Annotated in this window: 27 protein-coding genes, 1 tRNA gene and 1 riboswitch; of the genes, 11 read left to right on the top strand and 17 right to left on the bottom strand. The window is 66.4% G+C overall.

Features of this window, described 5'->3' with window-relative positions:
* Positions 1-7: 7 nt before the first annotated feature.
* Complete coding sequence (locus tag AC1DOX_RS28350) at positions 8-514, top strand: DUF6630 family protein (protein ID WP_441623519.1); 507 nt, start codon at positions 8-10, stop codon at positions 512-514.
* Positions 515-551: 37 nt separating this feature from the next.
* Here AC1DOX_RS28350 and AC1DOX_RS28345 read toward each other — a convergent pair whose 3' ends face one another.
* Positions 552-1,550 carry a LysR family transcriptional regulator gene (locus tag AC1DOX_RS28345; protein WP_441623517.1) on the bottom strand — a complete coding sequence of 333 codons (999 nt, stop codon included), beginning with the start codon at positions 1,548-1,550 and terminating at the stop codon, positions 552-554.
* Positions 1,551-1,756: 206 nt separating this feature from the next.
* On the opposite strand from AC1DOX_RS28345, the gene AC1DOX_RS28340 reads away from it, so the two are divergent.
* Together AC1DOX_RS28340 and AC1DOX_RS28335 are read left to right on the top strand one after the other, a co-directional pair.
* Positions 1,757-2,023 (top strand): PepSY domain-containing protein, encoded by a 267-nt coding sequence (locus AC1DOX_RS28340; protein ID WP_092141863.1) that lies wholly within the window; start codon positions 1,757-1,759, stop codon positions 2,021-2,023.
* Positions 2,024-2,038: 15 nt separating this feature from the next.
* Positions 2,039-2,593 carry a cytochrome b/b6 domain-containing protein gene (locus AC1DOX_RS28335; RefSeq protein ID WP_441623514.1) on the top strand — a complete coding sequence of 185 codons (555 nt, stop codon included), beginning with the start codon at positions 2,039-2,041 and terminating at the stop codon, positions 2,591-2,593.
* Between the two features lie 12 nt (positions 2,594-2,605).
* On the opposite strand, the gene AC1DOX_RS28330 is transcribed toward AC1DOX_RS28335, so the two are convergent.
* Positions 2,606-3,541, bottom strand: a complete 936-nt coding sequence (locus AC1DOX_RS28330) for a LysR family transcriptional regulator (protein WP_441623512.1) — start codon at positions 3,539-3,541, stop codon at positions 2,606-2,608.
* Positions 3,542-3,656: 115 nt separating this feature from the next.
* On the opposite strand from AC1DOX_RS28330, the gene AC1DOX_RS28325 reads away from it, so the two are divergent.
* Both AC1DOX_RS28325 and AC1DOX_RS28320 read left to right on the top strand, forming a co-directional pair.
* Positions 3,657-4,334: a type 1 glutamine amidotransferase domain-containing protein gene (locus AC1DOX_RS28325; protein ID WP_441623551.1), complete on the top strand. Its 678-nt coding sequence runs from the start codon at positions 3,657-3,659 to the stop codon at positions 4,332-4,334.
* A 169-nt stretch (positions 4,335-4,503) separates the two neighbouring features.
* Positions 4,504-4,603, top strand: a riboswitch (glycine riboswitch).
* A 170-nt stretch (positions 4,604-4,773) separates the two neighbouring features.
* Complete coding sequence (locus AC1DOX_RS28320) at positions 4,774-6,042, top strand: D-amino acid dehydrogenase (RefSeq protein WP_441623510.1); 1,269 nt, start codon at positions 4,774-4,776, stop codon at positions 6,040-6,042.
* A gap of 66 nt (positions 6,043-6,108) precedes the next feature.
* Here the strand turns inward: AC1DOX_RS28320 and AC1DOX_RS28315 are convergent.
* The 3 genes from AC1DOX_RS28315 to AC1DOX_RS28305 all read right to left on the bottom strand — a co-directional run bounded on the left by AC1DOX_RS28315 (position 6,109) and on the right by AC1DOX_RS28305 (position 8,354).
* Positions 6,109-6,195 (bottom strand) — tRNA-Leu (locus tag AC1DOX_RS28315).
* Positions 6,196-6,273: 78 nt separating this feature from the next.
* Entirely contained in the window at positions 6,274-6,609 is a 336-nt protein-coding gene (locus AC1DOX_RS28310) for an EF-hand domain-containing protein (RefSeq protein WP_441623549.1), read from the bottom strand.
* Positions 6,610-6,755: 146 nt separating this feature from the next.
* A complete protein-coding gene (locus AC1DOX_RS28305) occupies positions 6,756-8,354 on the bottom strand; it encodes a GGDEF domain-containing protein (RefSeq protein WP_441623508.1) in 1,599 nt (532 codons plus the stop codon).
* A gap of 138 nt (positions 8,355-8,492) precedes the next feature.
* Here AC1DOX_RS28305 and AC1DOX_RS28300 point away from each other — a divergent pair, with 138 nt between their 5' ends.
* Positions 8,493-8,960, top strand: a complete 468-nt coding sequence (locus AC1DOX_RS28300; RefSeq protein WP_441623506.1) for a hypothetical protein — start codon at positions 8,493-8,495, stop codon at positions 8,958-8,960.
* A gap of 51 nt (positions 8,961-9,011) precedes the next feature.
* On the opposite strand, the gene AC1DOX_RS28295 is transcribed toward AC1DOX_RS28300, so the two are convergent.
* The gene (locus AC1DOX_RS28295) at positions 9,012-9,392 is read right to left on the bottom strand and encodes a cupin domain-containing protein (protein ID WP_441623504.1); all 381 of its coding nucleotides are present in this window, start codon (positions 9,390-9,392) and stop codon (positions 9,012-9,014) included.
* A 190-nt stretch (positions 9,393-9,582) separates the two neighbouring features.
* Here AC1DOX_RS28295 and AC1DOX_RS28290 point away from each other — a divergent pair, with 190 nt between their 5' ends.
* Positions 9,583-9,903 carry a hypothetical protein gene (locus AC1DOX_RS28290; protein WP_441623547.1) on the top strand — a complete coding sequence of 107 codons (321 nt, stop codon included), beginning with the start codon at positions 9,583-9,585 and terminating at the stop codon, positions 9,901-9,903.
* Between the two features lie 77 nt (positions 9,904-9,980).
* Here AC1DOX_RS28290 and AC1DOX_RS28285 read toward each other — a convergent pair whose 3' ends face one another.
* Positions 9,981-10,901 (bottom strand): haloalkane dehalogenase, encoded by a 921-nt coding sequence (locus tag AC1DOX_RS28285; RefSeq protein WP_441623502.1) that lies wholly within the window; start codon positions 10,899-10,901, stop codon positions 9,981-9,983.
* 83 nt (positions 10,902-10,984) lie between these two features.
* On the opposite strand from AC1DOX_RS28285, the gene pdxR reads away from it, so the two are divergent.
* Positions 10,985-12,445: a MocR-like pyridoxine biosynthesis transcription factor PdxR gene (pdxR, locus tag AC1DOX_RS28280; RefSeq protein WP_441623500.1), complete on the top strand. Its 1,461-nt coding sequence runs from the start codon at positions 10,985-10,987 to the stop codon at positions 12,443-12,445.
* 20 nt (positions 12,446-12,465) lie between these two features.
* On the opposite strand, the gene AC1DOX_RS28275 is transcribed toward pdxR, so the two are convergent.
* The 3 genes from AC1DOX_RS28275 to AC1DOX_RS28265 all read right to left on the bottom strand — a co-directional run bounded on the left by AC1DOX_RS28275 (position 12,466) and on the right by AC1DOX_RS28265 (position 14,553).
* On the bottom strand, positions 12,466-12,978 hold the full coding sequence (locus tag AC1DOX_RS28275) for a hypothetical protein (protein WP_441623498.1): 513 nt from the start codon (positions 12,976-12,978) through the stop codon (positions 12,466-12,468).
* Positions 12,979-13,111: 133 nt separating this feature from the next.
* On the bottom strand, positions 13,112-13,273 hold the full coding sequence (locus tag AC1DOX_RS28270; protein WP_441623496.1) for a hypothetical protein: 162 nt from the start codon (positions 13,271-13,273) through the stop codon (positions 13,112-13,114).
* Positions 13,270-14,553, bottom strand: coding sequence for an MFS transporter (locus AC1DOX_RS28265; protein WP_441623494.1), 1,284 nt, complete (start codon positions 14,551-14,553; stop codon positions 13,270-13,272). Before AC1DOX_RS28265 ends, AC1DOX_RS28270 begins: the two co-directional genes overlap by 4 nt.
* Before the next feature lie 176 nt (positions 14,554-14,729).
* Between AC1DOX_RS28265 and AC1DOX_RS28260 the strand changes: the two genes are divergently transcribed.
* On the top strand, positions 14,730-15,665 hold the full coding sequence (locus AC1DOX_RS28260; RefSeq protein WP_441623492.1) for a LysR substrate-binding domain-containing protein: 936 nt from the start codon (positions 14,730-14,732) through the stop codon (positions 15,663-15,665).
* Here the strand turns inward: AC1DOX_RS28260 and AC1DOX_RS28255 are convergent.
* The gene (locus tag AC1DOX_RS28255; RefSeq protein WP_441623490.1) at positions 15,653-15,949 is read right to left on the bottom strand and encodes a DUF2917 domain-containing protein; all 297 of its coding nucleotides are present in this window, start codon (positions 15,947-15,949) and stop codon (positions 15,653-15,655) included. The two genes, AC1DOX_RS28260 and AC1DOX_RS28255, sit on opposite strands and share 13 nt — an antisense overlap.
* Positions 15,950-16,209: 260 nt before the next feature.
* Between AC1DOX_RS28255 and AC1DOX_RS28250 the strand changes: the two genes are divergently transcribed.
* Complete coding sequence (locus tag AC1DOX_RS28250; protein WP_441623488.1) at positions 16,210-16,590, top strand: hypothetical protein; 381 nt, start codon at positions 16,210-16,212, stop codon at positions 16,588-16,590.
* 387 nt (positions 16,591-16,977) lie between these two features.
* On the opposite strand, the gene AC1DOX_RS28245 is transcribed toward AC1DOX_RS28250, so the two are convergent.
* The 6 genes from AC1DOX_RS28245 to AC1DOX_RS28220 form a co-directional block, all read right to left on the bottom strand.
* Positions 16,978-18,648, bottom strand: coding sequence for a phospholipase D family protein (locus AC1DOX_RS28245; protein ID WP_441623486.1), 1,671 nt, complete (start codon positions 18,646-18,648; stop codon positions 16,978-16,980).
* Between the two features lie 164 nt (positions 18,649-18,812).
* Complete coding sequence (locus tag AC1DOX_RS28240) at positions 18,813-19,700, bottom strand: mechanosensitive ion channel domain-containing protein (RefSeq protein WP_441623484.1); 888 nt, start codon at positions 19,698-19,700, stop codon at positions 18,813-18,815.
* Between the two features lie 179 nt (positions 19,701-19,879).
* On the bottom strand, positions 19,880-20,362 hold the full coding sequence (locus tag AC1DOX_RS28235; RefSeq protein WP_441623482.1) for a GNAT family N-acetyltransferase: 483 nt from the start codon (positions 20,360-20,362) through the stop codon (positions 19,880-19,882).
* Positions 20,363-20,454: 92 nt separating this feature from the next.
* Entirely contained in the window at positions 20,455-21,894 is a 1,440-nt protein-coding gene (locus AC1DOX_RS28230) for an efflux transporter outer membrane subunit (RefSeq protein ID WP_441623545.1), read from the bottom strand.
* 116 nt (positions 21,895-22,010) lie between these two features.
* A complete protein-coding gene (locus AC1DOX_RS28225) occupies positions 22,011-23,603 on the bottom strand; it encodes an MDR family MFS transporter (protein ID WP_441623480.1) in 1,593 nt (530 codons plus the stop codon).
* Positions 23,596-24,747, bottom strand: coding sequence for an HlyD family secretion protein (locus AC1DOX_RS28220; protein WP_441623478.1), 1,152 nt, complete (start codon positions 24,745-24,747; stop codon positions 23,596-23,598). Before AC1DOX_RS28220 ends, AC1DOX_RS28225 begins: the two co-directional genes overlap by 8 nt.
* 18 nt (positions 24,748-24,765) lie before the next feature.
* Here AC1DOX_RS28220 and AC1DOX_RS28215 point away from each other — a divergent pair, with 18 nt between their 5' ends.
* Positions 24,766-25,569: a CerR family C-terminal domain-containing protein gene (locus AC1DOX_RS28215; RefSeq protein WP_477101628.1), complete on the top strand. Its 804-nt coding sequence runs from the start codon at positions 24,766-24,768 to the stop codon at positions 25,567-25,569.
* The last annotated feature ends 297 nt before the right edge of the window (positions 25,570-25,866 follow it).

Genomic DNA, 25,866 nt, shown 5'->3' with positions numbered 1-25,866 from the left:
GGAGCAGATGGCCATTGAACTGGAGGACGACGCGCAGGACGCGGTAAGCCGGCTGTTCGCGCTGATCAATCTTGGTGACGCGGCACAGACGAGCCGCCAGCTTTCCTTGTTCGAGGAAGCGTTGGAAGACGCGGAGGAGGACGAGGCCAGCGCGGCGGAACTACTCTGGCAGATCAAGGACGTGATCGACTGGGAGTCAGGCTTCCATGTCGACTGGAAGGATGCGGAGTCCTTCATCGGCTGCCTGAACCAGCTGTGCGAGCGGATCGACCTGGAGATCGACTGGGGCACCGACGACACGGAGGACGAGGATTTCCTGGAGGGCACGAGCGTGCCCGAGCTAATGGAGATCGCGACCAACCAGCTGCGCGTGGCGGGCTATACGCTGTGGAACTGGGACGCCGGTGACGACGCCTACGCGGGCTGGATCACGCGCAGCGAAGACGATGAAGAGATGATGGAAATCGCCGATACGCTGGGCTTCGACCTGAAGACCGGCGACCAGCCGTTCTGAGCCGCACGCCGCGCCAGGATCTTCTTGAAGCGAGCGCTTAGTCGAGGCTGATGACTGTCGGCGAGCCTTCATCGCCATCGGAATCCGCAGGCGATGTGAGCGATGCAGGCGTCGCGCGCGGGCGCGGCGCCGGACGGCGTGTCTCCGGCACGCCCAGCGTTTCCTCCAGCACGGTCAGCAAGGCGCGCACGCTGGCGGGCATCAGCTTGCGCGCGGGCATCAGCACGTAGACCTTCAGCGGGGACGACGTATAGCCCGGCAGCACGCGTACGAGTTGGCCCTGCACCAGCTGGTCATGCACGAAGCGCGGCGACAGGCGAGCCGCGCCCAGTCCGTCGATGGCGGCCTTGAGCCGGACTTCGGCATTGTGGGTGCAGATGCGTGGCGCCACGTCCATCGCAAACGTCTGCACGCCATCCCGCAGGAATTCCCATTGGACATCGTCGATATTGCCCAGCGTCGGCCAGCCCTGCAGGTCCTGCGGCACGCGCGGCAGGCCGCGCTCGCGAATCAGCGCCGGGGCCGCGTAGAAGGCCCGCTCGATCAGCACCACGCGCTTGCTGGCAAACGAGCTGTCGTGCAGGCTCGTATCGGTCATCACGAATGCCAGGTCGTAACCGTGGCGGATCAGGTCAGGCTGGTCCCAACTGACGTCCAGCTGCACGCGCAGCGAAGGGTGGAGCTTGAGCAGGCGTGACAGCGACGGCGACAGGTGTTGGGAGCCAACTTCATAGGGCGTGGCGATGCGGAGCGTGCCGCCGACCTCCTCGCTGACCGATGCGGCCTCCGCGCTGATCTCGCGCAGTTCGCCGAACAGCGGAGCGACGCGGTCATAGAGTTGCTGGCCGCGCTGCGTGACGCGCACCCGACGCGTGGTGCGCTCGAAGAGGCGCACGCCGAGCTGCCCTTCCAGACGGGCCACCGCCGCGCTGGCGGACGACTTCGGGACCTCGGCCAGTTCGGCGCCTTGTGTGAAGCCGCCCCCTTCCACCACGCGGCAGAAGATTTCCCAGTCCTTCCAGTCGATCGATTTCATGCAATACCTTCAGTCAGCCAGCGCCCGGTGAGCGCGCCGCGATTGTCCCACAGCACGGACAATGATGAAGTCCACGTTTCGCGTGTGGGCAATGCGGAAAGTCGTGACTCGGGTCAACGTTGGGGAAAATCATAGTTGAGAATCGATCTCATTTAAGGCTAGCATTCCGCTGTCGCCCGGAACCGGGCTTTTTGTCGGAGAAGAAGATGCTGAAGATTGCCGTTCTCGTACTCGCTGGTGCGTTCTCCACAGGCGCGCTGGCCAGCGCAAAGTGCGTCGCGCATCCCAAGGCCGAATGGATGTCGGAGGCCGACGCCAAGGCCAAGATCGAAGCGCAGGGCTACACCATCAAGAAGTTCAAGGTGGACGGCAACTGCTACGAGATCTATGGCACCACGAAGGATGGCAAGAAGGCGGAGATCTACTTCGACACCAAGACACTGGACATCGTGAAGTCCGAGATCGGCAAGTAAGCAACAAGCAAGACCATGTCGATTCCCGCGGAAGCGGTACGCGAGACCGGATCGATCCGCGTCTGGGACGCGGTGGTGCGCATCACGCATTGGAGCGTGGCGGCCATCGTGTGCTATGACTTGATCGACGATTCCGGCGACGAGGTCCATCGGCTGCTCGGCTACGTCGCCGCCGGCCTCGTCCTGTTCCGCATCCTGTGGGGCTTCATTGGCAGCGAGCATGCGCGGTTCAGTGCCTGGCTGCCACGCCCGGCCGGTGTTCTGGCATACGCCAGGGCGCTGGCCAGGCGCCGCGCGCCGCGCTTTGTCAGCCACACGCCGCTGGGCGCCGTGATGATGCTGGCGATGTGGGCGCTGATCCTGGCGCTTGCCGTCACCGGATGGATGTCGCGCCTGGACCCGTTCTGGGGCGAGGACTGGCCGATCGACATCCACCGCTGGCTGTCGAATACGCTGCTCGCGCTGATTGTCGCGCACGTGCTGGCGGCCATCCTGTTCAGCGTGGTCGGCCAGGAAAACCTGATCGGCGCCATGGTGACCGGCAGGAAGCGCCGCGAACCACGACCGTAGTCCCCCTTCCGCTCAATCCGTCGCCGCGCCCTGAATAGCCTGCGCGCTGACCACATCCTGTATCTGCTGGCGCAGCCACTGCCGCAACCGGTCCGCATCGGTGCGCGCATGCCAGATCTGCATGACCTCGACCTGCGGCAACGCGAATGGCACCGGCAGCATCACCAGCTCCGGGTCGCGACTGACGGCCTCCTCTGCCACGGAACGCAGGCAGGTCAGCAGCAGGTCCGTGCCACGGATGACGCGCGTCGGCGCGACAAAGCTGGACAGCCCCGCCACGACATTCCGCGCCAGGCCGCGCGCCGCCAGCGCACGGTCGACGATGCCGTTGAGGTCGCCGGTCAGCGTGGTCAGCAAATGCTCGCACGCCAGGAAGGCATCGAGATCCAGCCCCTGCGCCAGACGCTCGTTGGCGCGGGAGGCCAGCACCAGGAAGTCCTCGCTGCGCAGCCGCTGCTGATGGAACGTGTCCGGCAGGTTCTCGTAGAAACCGGCGATCGCCAGGTCGCACGTGCCTTTTTCCAGCTCGTCGCGCGGCAGCACACCACGTGTGTTGTGCGTGACCAGCACCACGCCCGGGGCATGGCGACGCAGCCGGGGCAACAGCTTTGGCAATAGCACCTGCTCCATGTAGTCCGTGGTGTAGATGTGGATGTGTTCGGACCGCGCCAGATAGTCACGGCCATCGCACGCGTCATAGAAGGCATCCAGATCCCCCACCAGCCGTTGTACCTGCGGCGCCAGTTCATGCGCACGCGGCGTGGGCGACAACCCGCGCGGTGCACGCACGAACAATGGATCGCCCAGTTCCTCCCGCAGCCGGTTGAGCTTGTGGCTCAACGCCGGCTGACTCAGGGCCATGCGGGACGCGGCGCGTGACGCATTGCATTCCTGATACAGCACATGGAATACGTAGAGCAGGTTCAGGTCCTTGCTTCCAATATTCATATTTTGGATAGCAGAAATCGAATCTTCGAAGTTTGCGAATCATAGTCCTCTGACTAGGATGTTGCCATCGCCGGGACATGCCCGGTGGGCTCTGACCTGCAACTGGAGATGGATGATGAAGATCCTGATGGTSCTGACCTCTCACGACCAGCTYGGCAATACTGGCAAGAAGACGGGCTTCTGGCTGGAGGAACTTGCGGCACCTTATTACGTGTTCAAGGAGGCTGGCGTGGAATTGACGCTGGCGTCGCCCAAGGGCGGCCAGCCACCGCTCGACCCGAAGAGCGATGACCCCACGATGCAGACCGATCACACGCGCCGCTTCCATGGCGATGCCGCCGCCAAGCAAGTGCTGGCCAACACCCTGACGCTGGATCAGGTGAAGGCAGATGATTTCGACGCCGTCTTCTATCCTGGTGGTCACGGCCCGCTGTGGGACCTGACCGAAGACAAGCGCTCCGTCGCCCTGATCGAGGCGTTCGTCCGGCTCGGCAAGCCCGTGGCCGCCGTCTGCCATGCCCCGGGGGTGCTGCGGGACGTGAAGGGTACCGACGGCCAGCCGCTGGTCAAGGGCAAGCGGGTGACGGGATTCACCAACAGCGAGGAAGAGGCGGTGCAGCTGACCAACGTCGTGCCGTACCTGGTGGAGGACGTTCTGAAAGCCAAGGGCGGCATCTTCTCGCGCGGGGAAGACTGGGCCAGCTATGTATTGACCGATGGGCAACTGGTGACGGGGCAGAACCCGGCATCGTCGGAGGCAGGGGCCCACGCGCTGCTGCAGCTGCTGCGGTAGTCACTTGCGCTGACTGTTCCTTGCGGGGGGTCCTGCCCCGGGTATCCTACCCCCCGGTTGCCGATCCACGTGCGCTGGACGACGCAGGACGCCGCGCACGCATCGGGATGGCCCCAATCGCCATCCCGGTCCGTCATGTGGCATAGTTGGTGCCGCTGTACCCGCTGTACCCGCGATATCGGGAGAGCCTGTTCCTGCCGCCCGGCAGGTGCAGCGCCGAAGGAGCAACCGCCCCGGAAACTCTCAGGCAAAAGGACCGGTATCCGCCATCGAACTCTGAAGAACCCCGGCATCACGTCAGCCGGCGGTACCGAAGGAGCAAGCGATGCGCGCCCATGGCGCGTCGTCGTGAATCTCTCAGGTCAAGGACAGAGGGGGCGTTCGTCGCGCATGGTGCGCCACGGACTCCCACTCACGACGTCCTGAAAGACCTGACATCATGAAGACAATCGCTGTTATCGGCGGTGGCATCACCGGCGTTACCACGGCTTACGCCCTGGCCAAGCGCGGATTCTCCGTCACGCTGTTCGAACGGCACCGCTATGCCGCCATGGAAACGTCGTTCGCCAACGGCGGCCAGCTATCGGCGTCCAACGCCGAAGTCTGGACGCACTGGTCCACGCTGGCCAAGGGCATCAAGTGGATGCTGCGCAGCGACGCGCCATTGCTCGTCAATCCGCGCCCCACGTGGCACAAGCTGAGCTGGTTCGCGGAGTTCATCGCATCCATGCCGCATTACCGCACCAACACGATCGAGACGGCGCGGCTCGCCATCGCCGCGCGCCAGCACCTGTTCGCGTGGGCCGAGGCGGAAGGCATCGACTTCGATCTCAAGAAAAAGGGCATCCTCCACATCTACCGGAACAAGGCGGGCTTCGACCACGCCGGGCAGGTGTCGAAGCTGCTGGCTGCAGGCGGGCTGGATCGCCGCGCCGTGACGCCCGACGAAATCCGCGCGATCGAACCCACGCTGGCCGGGCAGTACTACGGCGGCTACTACACCGAAAGCGATGCCACGGGCGATATCCACAAGTTCACTTCAGGGCTGGCAGCCGCGGTCCGCCGGCTGGGCGTGACCACGCTGTACAACCAGGATGTGAAGTCGGTGACCTCGGATGGCCGGCATGTCACCGTGGTGGCCGCCGACGGCGCCCAGACCGCATCGCGCGTGTTCGACGGCGTGGTGGTCTGCGCAGGCGTGGCCAGCCGCGAGATGGCCCGGCAGCTTGGCGACCGCGTGAACATCTACCCCGTCAAGGGCTACTCGATCACGGTCAACCTGAACGATGCGGAAAGCCAGGCATCGGCGCCGACGGTCAGCCTGCTTGATGACGAGACCAAGCTCGTGACCAGCCGGCTTGGCGCGGACCGGTTTCGCGTCGCGGGCACGGCCGAATTCAATGGCATCGACCGGGACATCCGGTCCGATCGCATCCGTCCGCTGATTGACTGGGTGCATGCATGCTTCCCGGGCGTGAGCACGCGCAGCGTGGTGCCCTGGGCGGGACTGCGGCCGATGATGCCGAACATGATGCCGCGCGTGGGGCGGGGTCATCGGGCCAACGTGTTCTACAACACTGGCCACGGCCATCTCGGATGGACCTTGTCGGCAGTCACGGCGGATATGGTGGGAGAGGTGATACGGCAGGCGGCGGAACCGCACGCGTCGTCGATCGCGGGCGCGAGATTGGAGACCGTCAAGGCCTGACACCAACGACGCGGAGGGCCGCAAAAATGAAGAAAGGCCTGCGAATGCAGGCCTTTCTTTTAATGCTGGTGCCCAGGAGAGGACTCGAACCTCCACAGTGTTGCCACCGCTAGGACCTGAACCTAGTGCGTCTACCAATTCCGCCACCTGGGCAAGGTGAGCGGCGCATTTTACAGAACATTTTGCAGATTGCAAGCCCCTCCCGCATCAAGCCGGAACAGCCATCCCGCATCAGTTCAGGCTGCCCGGATCCTGCGCGGTCTTGCGCTGCTTGGCCTTGGCCACGAAGTAGGCCCCGATCTGCCGCTGCGTGACCGCGCCCGTCTTTTTCGTATCGATCTGGTCGAACTGCTTGGCGACCTCGGGCATGCCCGCCTCCGCCTCTGCACGCGTCAGCTTGCCGTCATGGTCGACATCGGCGGCCTTGAATTTTTCCGCGAACATCGCCTTGGCCTCTTTCGCATTGGCCGGCCGCGGTTCGGCCGGCGCCTGTTGCGCGGCTGCCGTGCCAAACACCAGACATGCCGCCAGCATCAGGCTGGCCCGGATCAGTTGCAGTGGAATCATCATCGTCTCCTCGAACTCTCTTGCGGAAAGCGGCCATGGGGTGCGGCGCTCGCGAAGACATCGCCCCGGCCGGGATTATCAGGAAAAGGGACCTGTGCGAAACGCATCCCCGCGAGATCATCGCCCCGATCCGACCGCTCGGGAATTCAGTTGTTTTGGAGACCCATGTAAATATTTCCATCCAGCACAAAGCGATTCCGTCCCGCTCGCTTGGCGCGGTACATGGCGCTGTCCGCACGGTGCAACAGCGGCTCCAGCCCCGGCGCCTCGGGCACCGCGCACACCGCGCCCACGCTGATCGTCACGAACGGCTGCACCGGCGTGCCATTGTGGGCAATGCCAAGGTCCCGCACCGCAGCAACCATGCGCCGGGCGACGTTGCGGGTTTCGTCCTGGGTCGATGCCGGCAGCAACGCCGCGAATTCCTCCCCGCCCAGCCGCGCACAGAACTGCGCACCGGTCAGCACCTGCGTCAGGGCCAGCGCCACCTCGCGAAGGCACTCGTCGCCGCGCGGGTGGCCATACAGGTCGTTGTATTGCTTGAACAGGTCGACGTCGAGGATCAGCAGGCCCAGTTCCTCGTTTTGTTCAAACGCGCGTGTGACGGCCGCCAGCGACTCCCGCTGGAAGTAGCGCCGGTTGGGAATGCCCGTCAGCGCGTCGATGTCGAGATCGGCCTGCACGCGTGACAGGCGCTCCTCGGTCTGGCCCAGCTGCGCGGTCAGCGCCAGTTCGCGCGACTGGTAGCGGCTGATGTCGCGCATGAACACGAGGGTGCCGATCACCTTGCCATCCAGCCGGCAGACCGACTCCACGGTGAGCTCGTAGTGCGCTCCGGCAGGAATGCGGGGCGTCGGCGCGGCATCGGGCTCGTCGCAGGTCAGCGGGGCCCACAACGCCTCCGCCCACGGCGCCGGTGGCGGATGGCCGCGACGCAGTTCGGGCAACAGGCGAGCCGCCGCCGGATTGAACTCGACGATCTGGCCGTCCCGGCCAAGGATCACGCAGCCCTCCCCGATGGCATCGAACACGCGCAGCCGCGCGTAATGGCCAATATCGTCCAGATGGGTGCGCAGCGCGCAGAACCAGACGAGGACGGTCATCAGGGAAAACGTGGCCGGCGTCAGATCGCCGCCCAGCATGCCGGTCCAGCGTTGCAGGTAGGCGATGTGGGTCAGCAGCGGCAAGGCCAGCCCCCACGCCAGGATATTGCGCCCACGCCGGGACAATGCGGCGTTGGGCACCTCGGCGGTCAACAGGAAGTACAGGCTCAGCCCGAGCAGCAGGTAGGACCAGGCGGCCACCAGCATATAGCCGGCGCCGTGGCGAAAGACCGCTCCGGGCGCCACGCCCGGCGGCATCAGCTCGATTGATGTCCAGATCCAGTGGTGGCGTTCGTTGGTGAAGACCAGTACGACGGTCAGCACCGCCGCCAGGACGGGAACCGACAACATCGACCACGGCACCACGAAGCGGGGCCGGCTCAGGTGCACCATCGCCACCAGCCAGCCGATCGGCACGCCCACGATGCCCACGTACTGGAGCTTGGCCCAGAAGATGCGCCCGGCCAGGTCCGTCGAACTGATCTCCAGCAGCCGGCCGCCGCTCCAGATGATCACGCCGCCGGCCAGGACCAGGAAGGCCTTGACGGTGGGGTCATCGCGGCGCGGCCAGGTGGCGACGGCCATGCCCGCACTGCACACCACGGCGATGGTCAGGCAAAGGACGAAAGGATACGATGGCATGAAAAGGTCGGCCGAACCAGAGCAAGGCCCGTATCAGGCGATGCGGGGCGACCCATTATAGGGCGCGACGGTCCGGCCTGGCGACGCGCCCGAGCGCCGCCATCCCCCACTCACTCACCAGACGCATCGGACACCAACGTGCCACTCATCCTTGCCGGACTGGCGTTGATCGCCGCCTTTGTCTACGGCGTCGTCAAGATGTACCAGAAGGTGGCCGCCGCGTTCGGCGTGGTGGCCGGCGCGGCAGCCGTCATTGCATTGCTGGCCGCGCTGACCGCGCTTGGCATGATGGCCTTGCGACGCTACCAGGCGGTCCACGGCAAGCGGATCCAGCGCGAACGCATCCTTTCACTGTCGGGCGACTGGGGCAGCCTGCGCGTCGATGCCGAGCGCAAGAATGGCGTGCTGGAAATGGACGGGCAACGGATCGTCATGATCTTTGCCGACATCGCGCAAGCGCGGGCCGTCCGGCAGGAGAGTGGATGGACGGTGGCCCTGACACTGGACCATCACGCCCAGGCCGATTGGACCATTCCCGTCAAGGATGCCGGAACAGCCAGGCGATGGGCCAAGATTTTCACGCTGGCGGCGGCGCAAAAACTCTGACATCCGTGATCCGCTCCGTCGGCAAGGACGGCATGGACACGGACGCGTCGCTCATTCCGCCACTTCGACCACCGCCATCGACACCGCCTGTTGCCCGATCACGCGGCTGACATGGCCTTTGCCATGAGTGTCCTCCAGCAACAGCGCGCTGCCCGGCCGCAGGAAGCATCGGTTGCCATCGGACGCCGTGAATTCCATCTCGCCGGTCAACAGGAAGATCCACATGCGGATGGGCGACGGATGCAGGTCGCCGGACCAGTCCGCCGGCAAATGCAGAAACCCCTGACGCGTGGCCGTCGAGAACGCCGAGACGTCAAAGGGCCTGGCAGGTGGCGCGAAGTCGCGCGTCGTCGTGTCGACGGTGAGCGCAGCGAGATGGGATTCACCATCGCCATCCGCAAACAGCCGCTGGAATACGAGTGATGCCGTCATGGGTTGCCTCCCGCTGTCCACAGCACGCTGCAGCCAGTGTAGGCGACCGGCCGGCGTTGCCAAACCCGGTGACGCGCCGCGATTTTCGACTAAGCTGTTTCCACCGTATCCCCTCATGAGGACCCGCATGACCCTGCTCCGACGCCAATCGACCCGTCACCTAGCCGTGCTCCGTTCCGTGTCGCGCCGCATGTCTGGCCACGTCACCGCAAGCGCGCTCGTGTTCTCCACCGTTGTGGCCGGCTGTGCGGCCCAGCCGCCCGCCGCGCCGGTCGCCAACCCGGGACCGCAAGGCAGTCGCGGCACGCCCGAGGGCTGCCAAGCCGACAAGCTTGGCGACGATACGCTGATCGGCAAGACCGAGGCCGACGCCATCGCCCTGCTCAAGGGCTGCGCGTGGCGATTCGGCAACCGCGAGGGCCTGAGCATGCCCGGCACGATGGACTACAACCCGCAACGCCGCACGCTCGATGTGCTGGGGGGCAAGGTCACGGCCGTGCGCCGGGGCTGAGGCGACCGGGGCGGCCGGGCGCGACGACGTCGCACATCGCATCGGCCGTCCATGTTCCGCATCATCATCAGTGTCGTTCACGTCTTCTCAGGCACGTTCAGCACACCTTCAGCCGCTGCAGGCAAACCCCGGATAAATGCGCGGAGCGCTTCGCCAATCTCGTGCGGCGAATCTTCCTGCAGGTAGTGCACGCCACCGACGGTCACCTCCCGCTGGTTCGGCCACGTACGGCTGAACGCCAGCGCGCGCCCGGTGAGCAGCGCGCCCGGCTCCGCGCTGACCAGCAGCTTCGGCAGCTCGCTCGCGGCCAGCCAGTTGCCATACGCCTCGACCACCGCCGCCACGTCTTCCGGATCGCCATCGATCGGCAGGTCGCGCGCCAGCGACAGCGTCGGCAGGCGCGATGCCCGCGTGGCGAACGGCTTGCGGTACACCGCCATTTCCTCGGCCGACAGCGGCCGCAATACACTGCGCGGCAACACGGTCTCCACAAACGCGTTGTCGTCGAGGATCAGGCGTTCGCCGGCATCGCCACGCAACGCCCGGAAGATCTGCTCGCGGGCTGGCGGAAAATCGCTCCAGCGCCGCGGCTGCACCAGCGCCTCCATATAGGCGATGGCGCGTACGCGCGACGGATGCCGGCGCGCCCAGTGAAAGCCGAGCGCGGAACCCCAGTCATGCAGGACCAGCGTGACCTGTCCCGTCGGCAAGACCGCCTCGAACCATGCATCCAGATAGTGCGCGAAGTCGGCAAACCGGCAGGCGCCTCCCGGGGCGTGCGCGGTATCGCCAAAGCCGGGCAGGTCCGGCGCCAGGCAGCGGCCCAGATCGCTCACATGGGGAATGATGTTGCGCCACAGGTAGGTGGACGTCGGATTGCCATGAAGGAAGACGATGGCTTCACCGCTGCCGGTATAGACGTAGCTGAAGTCGATGCCGGCAGCCGTCACGCGCTGGCGCGGGTGGTTATCCAGTGGGGAAATGGCAGATGCGGACATGGCGTTTGACTCACGTTGGCTTGCGATGACCCAATGCTAGAATCCCGACCGGCTCAGTATAAGAACCGGATTCCGGAGATTCCATGGAACCAGTTTTCGCGCTTGAGATTGCCCTGCCCCCACGGGGATCGCGCACGCTGCTGCGCGCCTTGCACGGCCAGTTGCGCGCGGCAATCCTTGACGGGCGCCTGGCGCCGGGGCTGCGCCTGCCATCGAGCCGGGAACTGGCCGGGCACTACACCATCGCGCGCAATACGGTCATTGCCGTCTACGACCTGTTGCTGAGCGAGGGCTACGTCACCACGCAGCCCGGCGGCGGCACCTTCGTGGCTGCGGTGGTATCGCCGGAGCGTTCCCGCAAGGCGGCCTTGCAACAGCCGTCCGACGATGCCCGCCTGCAAGCGCTGATGCGCGATTTGCCGCCCGTCATCCGCATGGCACCGACCCGGTCGTTCGAACACGACTTCGTGCTGGGCCTGCCTGACAAACACGAATTTCCCTTCGACATCTGGCGCCGGCTTTCCGGGCGGGCGCTGCGCGCGCTGTCGAAAGCCCCGGCCAGCTATGCCGAGCCCGAGGGACGCGCCGGCTTGCGTGAAGCCATCGCCAGTCATGTCTCGTTTGCCCGGGCGGTGGCGTGCGGCGCCGACGATATCGTTGTCACCGCCGGAGCCCAGCAGGCTTTCAATCTGATCGCCCGCGTGCTGGTCAGGCCCGGCAAGACCGTGGTGGCCGTGGAGGACCCCGGCTATCCGCCAATGCGCAACGCCTTTCTCGCCGCCGGCGCGACAATGGCGCCGGTGCGCGTGGATGCGGACGGCCTGGTTGTCGATGACATCCCGCGCACGGCGCGCGTGATTTGCGTGACGCCCTCACACCAGTTTCCCCTGGGCGTCACCATGTCGATGCCTCGGCGGCAGGCGCTGCTGGACTTCGCGCGCCAGCATCAGGCCGTGGTGATCGAAGACGACTACGACAGCGAATTCCGGCACGGCGGCCGTACGCTCGACGCGCTGCAGACGCTGGACCAGGACCAGTCGGTCTGGTACGTCGGCACGTTCTCGAAAAGCCTGTTTCCGGAATTGCGACTGGGCTACGTGGTGGTGCCGCCGTGGGCGCATGCGGCCGTCGTCGGCGCGCGGCAATGCATGGACTGGCACAGCCCGCCGCTGGCGCAGGACACGCTGGCCGCCTTCATGGCCGAAGGCCACCTGGCCCGACACATCCGCAAGATGCGCACGATCTACAGCGCACGCCGCGAGGCGTTGCTGCTGGCACTGCGGCGCCATTGCGCGGGACGGATCACCGCCATCCCGCCCGATGCCGGCCTGCATCTTGGTGCGTCGCTGGAGGGATCGCTGCGCGCGGAAGCCGTGGCCGAGGCCGCAGCCCGGGCTGGCATCCGCGTCCATGCGCTGGGCGGATTCGCCATCGGCAAGACCCCGGCCCCCAATGCGTTGGGCTTCGGCTTTGGCATGATCGATGCGGCGCGCATCGAACCGGCTATTCGCAAACTGGCCGGCGCCCTCGGCCAGTCAACGTGAACGGATGTCCGTTGATGTCTTCACTTGGCGCGGCTGCGGTCTCCACCGCGCGCGTCGACGATGATCATGGTGCGATCCAACACCCCGGCATCATCGAAGTAGGCGCTGAAGTGCGCCGGCTGGTAGCCCGCCACATACATGCGATACGACCACGCCTCACGCTTCATCAGCGAGTAGTACTGAACCGGCTCGCGCGGCATGCCGAAGCGCTCGGCAATATCGCGCTTGGTCCACACCCCGGGGCGGGCCTCATAGATCTCCTTTTCGGTCAGCATCTGCCGGAAGCTCGCCAGCTTGCCGCTGGCATCGAAATCCGCCGCGTAAACCTCAAAGCCGTAAGGCTGCTTCGAGTAAATCCAGCGTTGGGTGCCGTTGGCCAGCTGATAGGTTTCCGTGGGCGCGCCGAACGTATCGCGCACGGTACTTTGCGGGCCGCCGATCAACTTCTGCCCGGTCTCCACGGGCTGCAGCGATGCGCAGGCGGCAAGCACCACGGCGGCGATGCCCATCCAGACAGGTAAGCGGTATTGCATGGCCTTCCTCCAGTGTCGACGCAGCGTGCGGGAAGCGCACAGGGTGCCATGCCAAGCATAGCCCACGCACGCCAGACCGGCGCACACCGATCCTGCAACGTAAACACGCGAGGGCCGGGGATTATTCCGTCGACTATCTGCAGAAGGCCAGCAGCGCCGTCCACGCCGCCGCGCTGCCGGGATCGAGCCATGCCGCGCCAGCCACGGCGCACGCCGCGGCGATGACCATGACCGCGACAACCGCGGCAACGATGGCCGAGGCAGGATGACGGCCCGACGGGCGATGCGCTGTCACGTCCGCGCCTCCCGCCAGCCGGCGCGCACGATCTCGCGGTCGTCGATCGGCCAGTGCAACGCGGCGGCCACCACGCCCAGCGCCATCGCGCCCATCCAGACGAGGTCATAGGAGCGCGTCATCTCGAACACCAGGCCGCCCAGCCAGACCCCGAAGAACGATCCCAGCTGGTGGCCGAAGAACACGAATCCGAACAGCGTGGTGATGTAGCGCACGCCGAAGACCTGCGAGAGGATGCCGCTGGTCAGCGGCACGGTGCCCAGCCACAGGAATCCCATCACGGCGGCAAACGCGTAGAGACTCGCCTGGCTCACCGGCAGCAGCACAAACAGCGCCATCGCCGAGGTGCGCGCCAGATAGATGCCAGCCAGCAGGTACTTCTTGGTATGGCGTCCGCCCAGCAGCCCGAACACGGTGGTACCGGCCACATTGGCCAGTGCGATGATGGCCAGCGCGACCATGCCATCGGCCGGCCGCATCCCCTTGTCGAGCAGGTACGCGGGCAGGTGGCTGGCGATGAAGGCAAGCTGGAATCCACAGGCGAGGAACCCGAGGTTCAGCAGCCAGAACCCGGAATGCCCGAAGGCCTCGCGCACCGCGTCCAACAGTGGCAACTCTGTTGCGGTGCCAGCGGCGGCCGCTGTGGCACCGGGCGCTGGCGCGCGGTCCTGGAATGGCAGCGCCAATGGCACAAGGATGGCTGCCGTGACGGCCAGAATCGTCAGCGCGCTGCGCCAGCCCCCGTGGGACAGCAGCGCCTGGGCCGCCGGCACCAGCAGGAACTGTCCGATCCCACCCATCGCGCCGGCCAGGCCGAGCGTCTGGCTGCGCCGCGCCGGTGACACCATGCGGCTCAGGGCGCCGTACACCACGCCGAATGTCGTGCCCGACAGTGCAATGCCGATGCACAGCCCCGCCGACCAGACGAAGGCCGACGGGGTGGACGCCTGCGCCATCAGGAACAGGCCGATGGCGTAGAGCGCGATGCCCGTCACCATCACCCTGGCCGATCCGAAGCGGTCGGCCACCATGCCCGTGAAGGGTTGCGCCAGGCCCCAGGTCAGGTTCTGGACGGCCATCGCAAATCCGAAGGTCTCGCGGGTCCAGCCGCGATCCGTGATGATCGGCAGGAGGAACAGCCCCTGCACGTGGCGCACGCCGAGCGCGAGCCCCATGACCAGCCCGCCGGCCAGCAGCAGGAACCAGGTCTCGCGCCACCAGGGCGCGGACGATGCGGCCACCGATGCGTCGGCGGCATGGGAGGGGAAACGTTGGGTCATGGCAGTGGGGTCGCTGAGTGAATGGGATTTCCGGCCGGGCGATGGCCCTATTTCATGCCACCGGCGCGCGTTGCTCAACCGACTTATCGGTCGTCCAGACATGCGCGATACGCATGGCAAGCGATGGCGATCCCGTGCTGTAATGGGGTTCTCGTCGTTGCCCATGAGGATGTGTCATGTCGGTCCCGCTCGTTCGGCTGTTCTCGCTCGACCTGCTCAAAGGCTTTGTTGCCGTGGGCCGGCGCATGAGCATCACCCTGGCCGCCGATGACCTCTGCCTCACGCAGTCGGCCGTCAGCCGGCAGATCCGCGCGCTGGAGGACCAGCTCCAGGTGCGGCTGTTCGTCCGGCAGCATCGCGGCGTGGCGTTCACCCCCGAGGGCGAACGGCTTTTCCGCAGCGCCGATGGCGCCCTGCAGCAACTGCAGGACGTGGCTGCGGAAGTCCGCAAGCGCGATGGCCGGCAGCCGGTCACGGTGACCGCCAGCATCGGCGTGGCGGGGTTGTGGCTGCTGCCACGGCTCGGCACGCTGCAACGCAGCTATCCGCAACTGGACGTCCGCCTGTCGGCGAGCAACCAGATCAGCGACCTGCGTGCCGACGGCATCGACCTGGCGATTCGCTATTGCCGGCAAGCCGCGGCACCGCCGGACGCAATCCACCTGTTTGACGAGACCATCGCGCCGGTTGCGCATCCGTCGCTGGGCGCGCATCGGGTCCAGTCCGCCGAAGCGCTGGCGCAACTGCCGTTGCTGGAATTCGATGACCCGCGCCCCTGGCTGCACTGGCGTAGCTGGCTGAGCGCGCAGGGCTACCGGCAGGCCAGCAAGCGCGGCATCCTGCGCTTCAACCAGTACGACCAGATGATTCACGCGGCGCTGGCCGGACAAGGTGTGGCGCTGGGCCGGCTGCAACTGATCCAGCCGCTGATCGACGGCGGGCAACTCGCCGTGGTGCCCACGACGGGCGCGACGGTGTCGAGCCCCAACGCGTTCTGGCTGATTCATGCCTCCGGGCAACCGCGGCCTGACGTGCAGCACGTGGCGGCATGGATTCAGTCTGAGGCCGCCAAAGTGACGATCGGCGCCGCGGCGGCGCATCACGAGTGTTGAGTCGCGCCCCAGCGCCACCCCAGGCGCATGCGCGCCGTCTTGTCGACGTCGCCACACGTGATCTGGCACAGGGTCACGTTCGACTTTCCCAATGCGGTCAGGAAGTAGATCGCATCTTCCGTGACGCGATGGCGCTGTCCCGCCTCCAGCACGATATCGGGCGATGCCGTCCGGCGGCGGCCTTCCATCGTCAGCCACAGATCGCCGTGGCGACACATCACCTCCGCGCCGACGCGCAGCGATACCGGCACGCACTCTTGTTCCATCAGCAGCGTCATTGACATGGCGGGCTCCCAGTGATGACTGCATTGTGGAAGCCGGCCGCATCGCCTGCCATGACGAATGCGGCGCGCACGCATGACATGACTGAATGCCTGGATACCGCGACTGTCGACGAAAAATGTGTCGGTCAGCGGGCCTCCGGTGTGAGATTGGCGAAATCCAGTATCTGACGGATCAAGATTCCCCGAGGACATCCGATAAGATGAGCGTCGGCGCATCTGGCGCCCGAAACCTGCCCCGAGATCCGACCCCCGTCACACCCATGGACCCCCTATCGTTCGAGCTCGTCACCGTCGAGGAAGCCAAGAAGATCCTGGATGGGGAGTTGCCCGCCCTCGGCGCGGTGGACTGGAGCGACACCCGGCAACCGGTCGACCCGGCTACCCGGGCGCTCATCCCCGCCGCACTCAAATGGCTCGCCCAGCTGCCCCGGGAAGTGCGGCCGCTGGAGTTGTTCCATGCCTATCCGCGCATCGGCAACCAGCTTGCCGCGCTGGCCGGCAATCCGGCCGCGCTATCGGCATTCCTCGCGGACCTGCTGATCGACAAGCGCGGCAATCGCCAGGGCTTTCCCGGTGGCATCGCGCTGGAACTGTCGCGCCTGCAGGTGCATCTGCTGCGATCCATGCAGCAGCCGACCTGATCCGCGCCGGCCGCGCACTCGCCGCACGCCGGCAGCAACCAGACGGAAACCTGACGGGCACCCATCTGGCAAGCGTCCCTTGCCGGCGGTTACCTGGGCGGCACTGACTCCTTTGGTGCCCCCGCCGCTGCGGGAGGGGAAGGGGCGGGCGCAGGCTCATAGAGATCGCCTGCGGGCACCGACATGCGCGGCGGCGGCGGTGCAGGGGGCAACAGATGGTTCTTCGGCGGCGCATTGCAGGCACTCAACGGAAAACTGGCCAGGACCACCCACCCCACATACGCAAGGAATCGTGTCTTCATGGCTGCGGCGTCCTCACGGAAGTGATGTCTTAAAGGTAGGCGAAACGTCCGCAACGGGTTGCGCGCTGCTTGCGAGACTTTTGAGTTACAGCTGGCTCTCCACCGGCAGCACGCGCAGGATGCCGATACCCATGTGCTGCCACACGCTCATGCCGGGTTCGCTGTCGACGGTCACCAGTTTGCCGTCCTGGCGCGTGGTCCAGGTCAGCGTCTCGGCGCCGTTATCGTCCTTGCGCAACGCCACCTTGTAGGCGACGTCCAGCATGCGATCCTCCATGCCGTCGACCAGGCGCTGGCCCAGCGTCGGGCTGTCCAGCACCACGCCCATTTCCGTATTGAGCTTGATGGAGCGCGGGTCGAGGTTCAGCGAGCCAATAAACAGCAGCCGCCGGTCCACGACATACGCCTTGGCGTGCAGGCTTGCACGGCTGGACGCAAACATCCGGCTCTTGCTGGTCCGGCTGCGCGCCAGTTCCGGATTGGCGGAGGGCTTGAGCTCGTATAGCTCGACGCCGGCCCGCAGCAGGCCCACGCGCCGTGGCGCATACCCGGCGTGGACGGCGGCGACGTCGGTGGCGGCGAAGGAATTGGTCAGCACGCGAATCTTGACCCCGCGGCCAGCAATCCCGAGCAGCCACTTTTCGTTCTCGTCGTCCGGCACGAAGTAGGGCGACACCAGCACGAGCTCGCTCTGCGCCTTTTCCATCAGCGCGCGCAACTTGGGAATGGCGTGGCTGGAGGGATCGTCCGGATCGTCGTCCACCTTGTCCGCCTTGTCGGCAATGATGCGCGCCCCGCCCACGTAGCCGGGCAGCCGTCCGGCCTCGATCCCCTTGGCCAGCCCGGAGTCCAGCAGTTCCTGCACATAGGGGCTGGCAAGCGCCCGGTCTCCGCGCGCCTCGATGCCCTTGCGGAATCGCCGTAATTCCTCTGGCGCCTCCTTGCCCTCCGGCACCAGCGTGGCCACGGCGTAGGCACTCTCGCTGTTCCAGTATTCGTCGAACACGGCGCTGGCCGCCGGCACCACCGGCCCCGCCACCATGACGTCGAGATCGCTGAAATCCATGTCCGGCTTGGCCGAGAAATACGCGTCGCCGATATTGCGACCGCCCACGATGGTCACCAGGTTGTCCACCGTCATCTGCTTGTTGTGCATGCGGCGGTTCAGCCGGCCGAAATCGAAAGCCAGTTCCAGCCAGCGCGCGCTGCGGTTGGCAAACGGGTTGAAGATCCGGACCTCGATATTGGGATGGGAGTCCACCGCCGCCCAGATCTTGTCCTGCTTGCCGGTGTGAATGTCGTCCACCAGGATGCGCACGCGCACGCCACGGTCGGCCGCGTCGATCAGCTCGCCCAGCAGCGCGCTGCCGGTGTTGTCGGCGTCGATGATGTAGTACTGCAGGTCGAGCGTCTTTTGTGCGGCGCGGGCCAGCGCCAGTCGTGCCGTCAGCGCATCGGGCCCCGAGCCGAGCGGGTAGAAGATCGACTGGCCGGGATTCTGCGCCAGACGGGGTGTCAGCGCGCGGGCCAGCAACGTGTTGCCGGCGTCGCTGGTGGCATAGGAGGGCGTGCGCCCGGCGTTGGCCGGCAGGCTGGCGCAGCCGCCCAGCACGCCGAGGCAGACCGACAGGATGAGCAGCGCGGCACAATGCGTCGCCAGTGAGCGGCCGCGCCGCCAGCATGACGCGACGCCATCCGCCGCACCCAGCATCCACCCGCGTTCCTCACGCAACCAGCGGCCGAGTGTTCGCGCCATGGTCCCTCTCCTCGTCCGGTCCTCTCAGTCCCTGTTTTCCGGCAACGCGGGTCGGGTCTGCGCCACGACTCTCCGCACATTACACCCGCAAGCGTGTTCGCGGGCTGTCAGGCTGGCGCCTACGCGCGCGCGAAAGAGATGCCGTCGCGACCCTGGGTTGTTGCTCACACGGGCGGCGCGCCGGCGGGGCTCTCCGTCCGCGAGGCGTTCACCGCCGCGGCCGGCGCCTGCACCCGGGCCAGCTCCTGTGCCAGCTCCCGGTAGTAGCCGCGCAGGATCTGCTGCGCAACCGGTAGTCGCGCGCTGACCGGCACAGGGAACCGCACGATGGCATCCACCCGCTCCGCGTCCACCGGCTCGAACAGCACGCGCGGCTCGAACTGCGACAAGTCGACGAACCGCATGTCGCCATAGCGGCGCAGCGTGCGGCCGGCTTCCTCCATGAACGGCTCGCACGCCTGCCGCGCCACCTGCATCAGTTGCACCTCGACCTGGTCCGGGTCCATGCCCACCGCCAGCGGAATGCGCACCATGTCCAGCGTGTACTTGCCGGCCTGCGAATGATTGCGCACCGCCGTGGTCAGCAACATGGCGTTGGGCACCTGCACCGTGTAGCCCGTGTACTGGCGCGTGGGCGCCACCTCCACCAGCGTGGTGGACATGACGTCCATGTCGATCACCTCGCCACCGAACGGGCCGATCTCCACCAGGTCGCCCAGCTGGAAGGGCCGCGTGATCATCCGCATGAACGCCCCCAGGAAGCACATCACCAGTTCCTTGCCGACCAGCAGCAGGGCCGCCGCAAACGCCGCCAGCGAAATCGCCACGCTCTTCAGTTCGGACACCCAGATGCCCAGTAGCAGCAGGAACATGATGGCTGCGACCAGGTTGCGGGACGCGACCGTCCACGCCCGGTAGCTACCGCGGTTGTCGGCCTGCAACCGCGCCGAGAAGAAGCGGTTGATCAGCTTGACCAGCAGGGTCCCGGCCAGGACCACGACCATGCTGGCGATCACGTTGATCAGGATGCTGTCGTTGGCATTGAAGTGCATGGGGGGATTCGCCCTCGTTGGGTCCGTTCACCGGCGCTGCGGTAACAGTTTGCTGCGATGCGGCAGGATGGGAATACGGATGCAGTCCACGGCGATTCTATCCACACGCCGGTTTGCCGGGACGGACAGCGCCATGCCGGCGGCGAGCAAGTCACTCGAATCGACCCGGCCCGATCAGTTCAGACCTGCCGCGCCATCCGCGCGTTGGGCATCGCCACGCCACGGACGACGACTTCCTGCCGCTGCACCAGCTTGAATCCCGACGCGAAGAAGAACGGTTCGGCGGTCAGGCTCACGCTGGCGAACAAGGCGTCGATGCCGCGCTGGCGTGCCGCGTTGACGATATGGCACATCAGCGCCTGCCCTACCCCGTGCCGGGCATGGGCCGGATGCACGAAGAAGTGATCGATCTCGCCGGAAGCCTGGAGATCGGCATAGCCCACAGGACCAATGCCGGCGATCTCCGCGACATACGGCCGGTTGCGGGCGACCCTGGTCGACCAGGCTTCCGCATCGGCCGATTCGGGTACTGGCGGTGCCCAGGCCAGTCGCTGGGCTTCGGAATAGTCCGGCGCGCAGAGGCCGTGAACCGCTGCGTGGAAGATCGCCCATAGCACGGGGGCATCGCCGGGCTGGAACTCGCGGATCATCAAGGTGGTCATCGTGTCTCGATCGGGCCGCAGGCATTGCGCCTGCCAGCGACGATCGTAACGCGAATCACAGTGGGGGAAACGCGTGGCGAGGACGCGCCGTTCTATGACGCCGATGCCGGTGCTGAGGTCGATGTCGGTGTTGGAAGCTCCGTGCGCCAGCCGAGCCCCAGCGCCTTCTGCAGCGAGACATAGTCCTTCAGCAGATTCGCGTCGCCCGAGATGCGGTCCTGCTGCGCCACGACGCGCGTGCGTTCCACATCGAGCCATTCGAGCATGCTGGCCGTGCCGGCGCGATAGCGCTGCTGCTGCAACGTGGACGCGCGTTCGGCCGAGGCCTCGACGCGCCGCAGTACCACAACGTTCTCGCGCTGGTGGCCGTAGCGGGATAACGCCACGTCGGCGTCACGCAGCGCCTTCAGCACCGTGCTTTCGTAGTTGGCCTCGGCCTCGTCGCGCCCGCCTTCGGCACCATCCACGCTGGCCGCCACGCGGCCGAAGTCGAGGATGTTCCACTGCAGGCGCGGCAGCGTGAGCCACGTCCCGTTTTCCTTGCGCACGAGGTGACCGGGGTCCAGCGCACTGAATCCCAGCGAGCCGAGCAGCGACAGCTTCGGAAACCAGTCGGCCTTGTGCACGCCGATCTGCGCGGTACGCGACGCCAGCCGGCGCTCGGCGGCACGAATATCGGGGCGTGCCTTCAGCAACGTGGCCGGATCGCCGACGGCCACGGTCTCCGGCAGCGTCGGCAGCGGTTGCGCGTCCGCCAGCTCGGTATCGAGCGTGCCCGGCGCGCGGCCCGTCAGCAACGCGAGCTGATCGAACGACTCAGTGATGCCAGCCTCCACCGGGGCGATCCGGGCGCGCGTGTTGTCCAGTTGCGTCAGCAGGCGCTCCACTTCCAGCTGGGAGGCCACGCCGCGTGCGCGGCGCTGTTGCGTGAGGTCGAGCATGTCGGCCTCCAGCTTCTCCGATGCCCGCAGGTGCGCCAGGCTGGCCTGCTGCTCGCGCAGGCCGACGTATGCCTGGGCCACTTCCGCGGCCAGCTGCACGTGCACGTCGGCAAGCCCGGCATCGGCGGCGTCAGCTTCGGCGGATGCCGCTTCGATGGAGCGGCGCGTGCCGCCGAACAGGTCGATCTCCCAACTGGCATCAAACCCGGCGATATACAGCGACAGCGGTCCGCGGCCGCCGCCGGACGATCCATCGCCCGACAGCGCCGACAGGTCCGGCGAACGCGTGCGCAACATCGCCGCGCTGGCGCCCACCTTCGGCAGCAGGTTGGCGGTATTGCCTTGCAGCCCGGCGCGCGCCTGGCGCAGCCGCGCGCGAGCGGCACGGATGTCCGGGCTTTGCTTCAACGCGGTGTCGATCAGGCCGTCCAGCCGGGCGTCGCCCAGCGCGTGCCACCAGTCGGCCACGCGCGGCGAGCCGGCATCGGCCACGGACGGCGCATGCGGAAACGTACCCGCACCGAGGGCGTTGGCCGCCACTTCCGGGGCCTGGCGATAGTCGGGGCCGACGGTGCAGCCGGCGACAATCATCGCCACGGCGATCGTCAGCAGGGCCAGCGCCGTGGTCGGCAATGGGGTGGACGAGGTGGTGGACGGTGTGGCGAACGAAGTAGCCGGGCGTGCGCCGCGAAGGAGAGCGAACATGATCAGTGACCGGTGGAAACGGGCGCGCCCGGACGGGGCGGCTTGAGCAGCAGGGCCAGCGGGATGCAGCAGAGCAATGCAATCCCCAGGGCGAAGAAGGTCTCGGAGAACGTCATCACGGCGGCCTGTCGCGCGATCGTGCCGCTGAGCTGCGCCGCGGCCTGCAGCGTGGCATGCGCGTAGTCGCCGCCCTGGGCCATGAAGCTGGCGATCGAGGACGCCATGTGCTCCTGCCCGATCGCACTGTTGGCGGTCAGCGACTCCCGGATCACCGCGTCGTGGTACGCATTGCGGCGGTCGATCAGCGTGCCCAGCAGCGCCAGGCCGATGGAGCCGCCGAGGTTGCGCGCCATGTTGTACAGCCCGGCGGCATCGCCGGCTTCGTGGGTGGCCACGGCCGCCATCGATGCCTGGTTCAGCGGCATCATCGCCAGGATCTGACCAAAGCCGCGCAGGATCTGCGACACCGTGAAGTCATGGCCCACGCTATCCGTGGTCAGGCCGATGTCGAGCATGCAGCTGCCAAAGAAGCAGGCGAGGCCCGCGATCACCAGCCATCGGCTGTCGAACTTGCCGAGGATGCGCGGCAACACCGGCATCAACAGGAAGGCGGGCAGCCCGGAGAGCAACATGATGCCGCCCGCCTGCTCGGCATTGTAGCCGGCGATGGTGGCCAGGAACTGCGGCAGCAGGTAGGACACGCCATAGAGGCCCGCGCCCACCGTCGACACGATCAGGATCACGCTCGCGTAGCTCTTGTTCATCAGCAGGCGCAGCCGCACGATTGGCGTGCTGGCCGTGAACTGGCCGATGAACATCATCGCCAGCCCCGTCGCCGAGAGCGCCGACAGGTAGATGATCATCGACGATTCGAACCAGCGTTCGCGCTGCCCCTCCTCCAACACCACGGTCAGGGAGCTCAACCCGATGGCCAGTCCAACGATGCCAAGCCAGTCCGCCTTGATAAAGGCGCTCAGGTCCGTGCGCTCGGGCTTGAGCCCGAAATACAGCAGCGGCACCAGCACGGCGGTGATCGGCAGATTCAGGAAGAAGCACCAGCGCCAGTTGGCATTCTCGGCCAGCCAGCCGCCTACCACGGGGCCGAGCAAGGGTCCTAGCAGCACGATCAGGCCGAACATCGACATGCCGATGGGCATCTGGTGGCGCGGCAATCGCGTCCGCACGATGGTCTGCGCGGTGGGAATCATCGCGCCGCCGGCCAGACCTTGTCCGATGCGGCCGATCACCATCTCCGTCAGCGAATGGGACATGCCGCACATCATCGAAAACGCCGTGAACAGCAGCGCATTCCACATCAGGAAGCGCCGCAGCCCGAACACGCGCGTGAGCCATGCGGTCAGCGGAATGATGACGATCTCCGCCATCAGGTAGCCGGTGGATACCCAGGTGCCCTCGGTGCCTGCGGCGCCGATCTGCCCCTGGATCTGCGGCAGCGCCGAGTTGGTGATCGAGATGTCCAGCGTGGCCAGCAGCGCCCCGAGCGATCCGGCGGCCACGGCGATCCAGTCGGCTGCCGTGGCGTTGGGCTGCTGCGCGACCGGCGCCGGGCTGGCGGCCGGCGCGGCGTCAGCCATGGCTGGCTCCGGTGGCGGCCTGCGCGGCGGCGCCCTCCTTGTGGCGCGTATCGACGTCGACCACCACGGACAGGCCCGGCATCAGCACCGCGCGCGCTTCCGGCGTGACATCCACATGGATGCGCACGGGCACGCGTTGCACGATCTTCGTGAAATTGCCGGTGGCATTCTGCGCGGGCAACAGCGCGAATTGCGATCCGGTGCCCGGCGACAGGCTGTCCACCACGCCGTGCAGGTCTTCTCCGGGCAGTGCATCGACATGCAGCGTCACCGGCTGTCCCGCACGCATGCGGCCCACCTGCGTTTCCTTGAAATTGGCCGTCAGGTAGAGATCCTGCACGGGCACCACGGTCAGCAGCCGCGTGCCCGGCTGGGCAAACTGGCCCACGCGCACGCCTTTGTCCGCCACGCGACCCGCCGTGGTGGCGCGCACGACGGCGTCTTCCAGATTGAGCTTTGACTGGCGCGCGCTGGCTTCCGCCACTTCCAGCTGGGCGCGGGCCTGCTGCAACCTGGCCTGGAGCGTCACGGTCTGGCTCTGCTCCACGCGCAGCGCGGCCTCATTTGCGGTCAGCGTGGTGGTGGCGCGCGTCTGCGCGTTGCGCAACTCGGCGGTGCGCTCCTCGGTCTCCGCGCCGGACTTCACGAGCGGCGCATAGCGCTCGACCTGCGACGCCGCATAGCGCGCATTGGCGCGCGCGCCGTCCACTTCCGCGCCGGCCTGCGCAATCCTGGCCTTCTGCTGGGCGAGATCGGCTTCGGCGCGCGCCACATCGGCCTGGCGGGACGCGACATTGGCCTCGGCTTCGTCGTACGCCGCCTGGTACTGGCGGTTGTCGAGGCGCACCAACGCCTGGCCGGCGGCGACCTGCTGGTTGTCGCGCACGAAGACTTCCGCCACGTAGCCGCTGACCTTGGGCGCCACGGTCACGCTGTCGGCCTGGATGTAGGCGTCGTCGGTGCTTTCGATAAACCGCCCGACCCGCCACCAGTGCGTGGCGGCCGCCAGGCTGCCCACGAGCAATACGATGCCGGCCGCCATCAGGATGCGGCGGCGGCGGGAGGGTTTCGTGGCGGATGCGTGACTTGGCGGAAAACCGGCGGCGGGATTCGCGGCCGAAGCTGCAGAGTGGGGAGCGGACATGGGGCGCAAAGCTTCCGAGTGGAGAAGGCCGCGCAATTATTCCACTCGGAAGAAATGTGTCAACTGTTATATTTCCGCCTGGTGAAGAGAGGAGGAAAAAGCAACATGGCGCGACACAAGCCTGCGGCGGAAGGCGGCTACCAGCGTGGCGAGGAAACGCGTGCGCGAATCATCGACGCGGCGCTACGCCTGTTTGGGGAACATGGCTTCGACGGCGCATCGACGCGCGATATTGCCCGCGAGGCCGGCGTCAACGCCCCGGCCCTGCAGTACTACTTCGACAACAAGGAAGGGGTGTACCTGGCCTGCATCGATCACTTTGTCGAAGTCGCCTGGGGCCAGTTGGACGAGGTGGTGAGCGCGGCGGAAGCCGTTATTGCACGGCCGGACGCCACCGACGCGGCGCTGGTCGACAGCTATCTCCAGCTGCAGGCCCGATTTGCGACGTTTCTATATGAATGTCCCGATACTGATCACTGGCGCCAGTTCATGGCCCGGGAGCGCGCGGGGCTCGGGCCGCCCGCCGCGTTCGAGCGGATCGACGCGGGCATCAACCGGCGCCTGTTTGTGCTGACGACGGCCATCATCGGCAGGCTCACGGGCCGGCCCGCCACCGACGAAACCACCCGGATCCGTACGATTGCGCTCGACAGCCAGATCGCCGCGTTCAAGGTCATGCGACGCCATGTGGTGAAGGCGCTGAATTGGGAAGGTTTCGGGGAATCGGAGACCGAACGCATCGCGAAAGTGCTGCAGGACCAGACCCGCACGCTGCTTTGGGGGCTGGTGGCGCAGCGCGATGCGGCGAGCTCCCAAATCTAGAGCAAACACTCTAATCACCGAGCGCGATCGATAGGTTTATCGATTTTTTGCTTATCGATCAACAGGTTAGGCCGCCGCTCACTGCAGGCAGCGGAACGTCTACGCGTTGAATTCTCGTAGTCCTCCTATTGCGCACCGCAAAAAGACCTTGCTTATCTATCTAGTAGTAGATAATATTCGAGCCATGGACAGCGCTGCATCGCCCCGGCAACAGCAACACCCCCCGGCAAGCAGCTCCGCTCCACGCAACACCAGCAGTTTGTCAGTACCGGGAGGCGGTCTTTTTTTTAGCCCTCT

The sequence above is a fragment of the Cupriavidus sp. 01L415 genome, assembly GCF_056400065.1.
The sequence above is the reverse complement of the archived record's forward strand: the minus strand, read 5'-3'. Positions and strand labels throughout refer to the sequence as shown.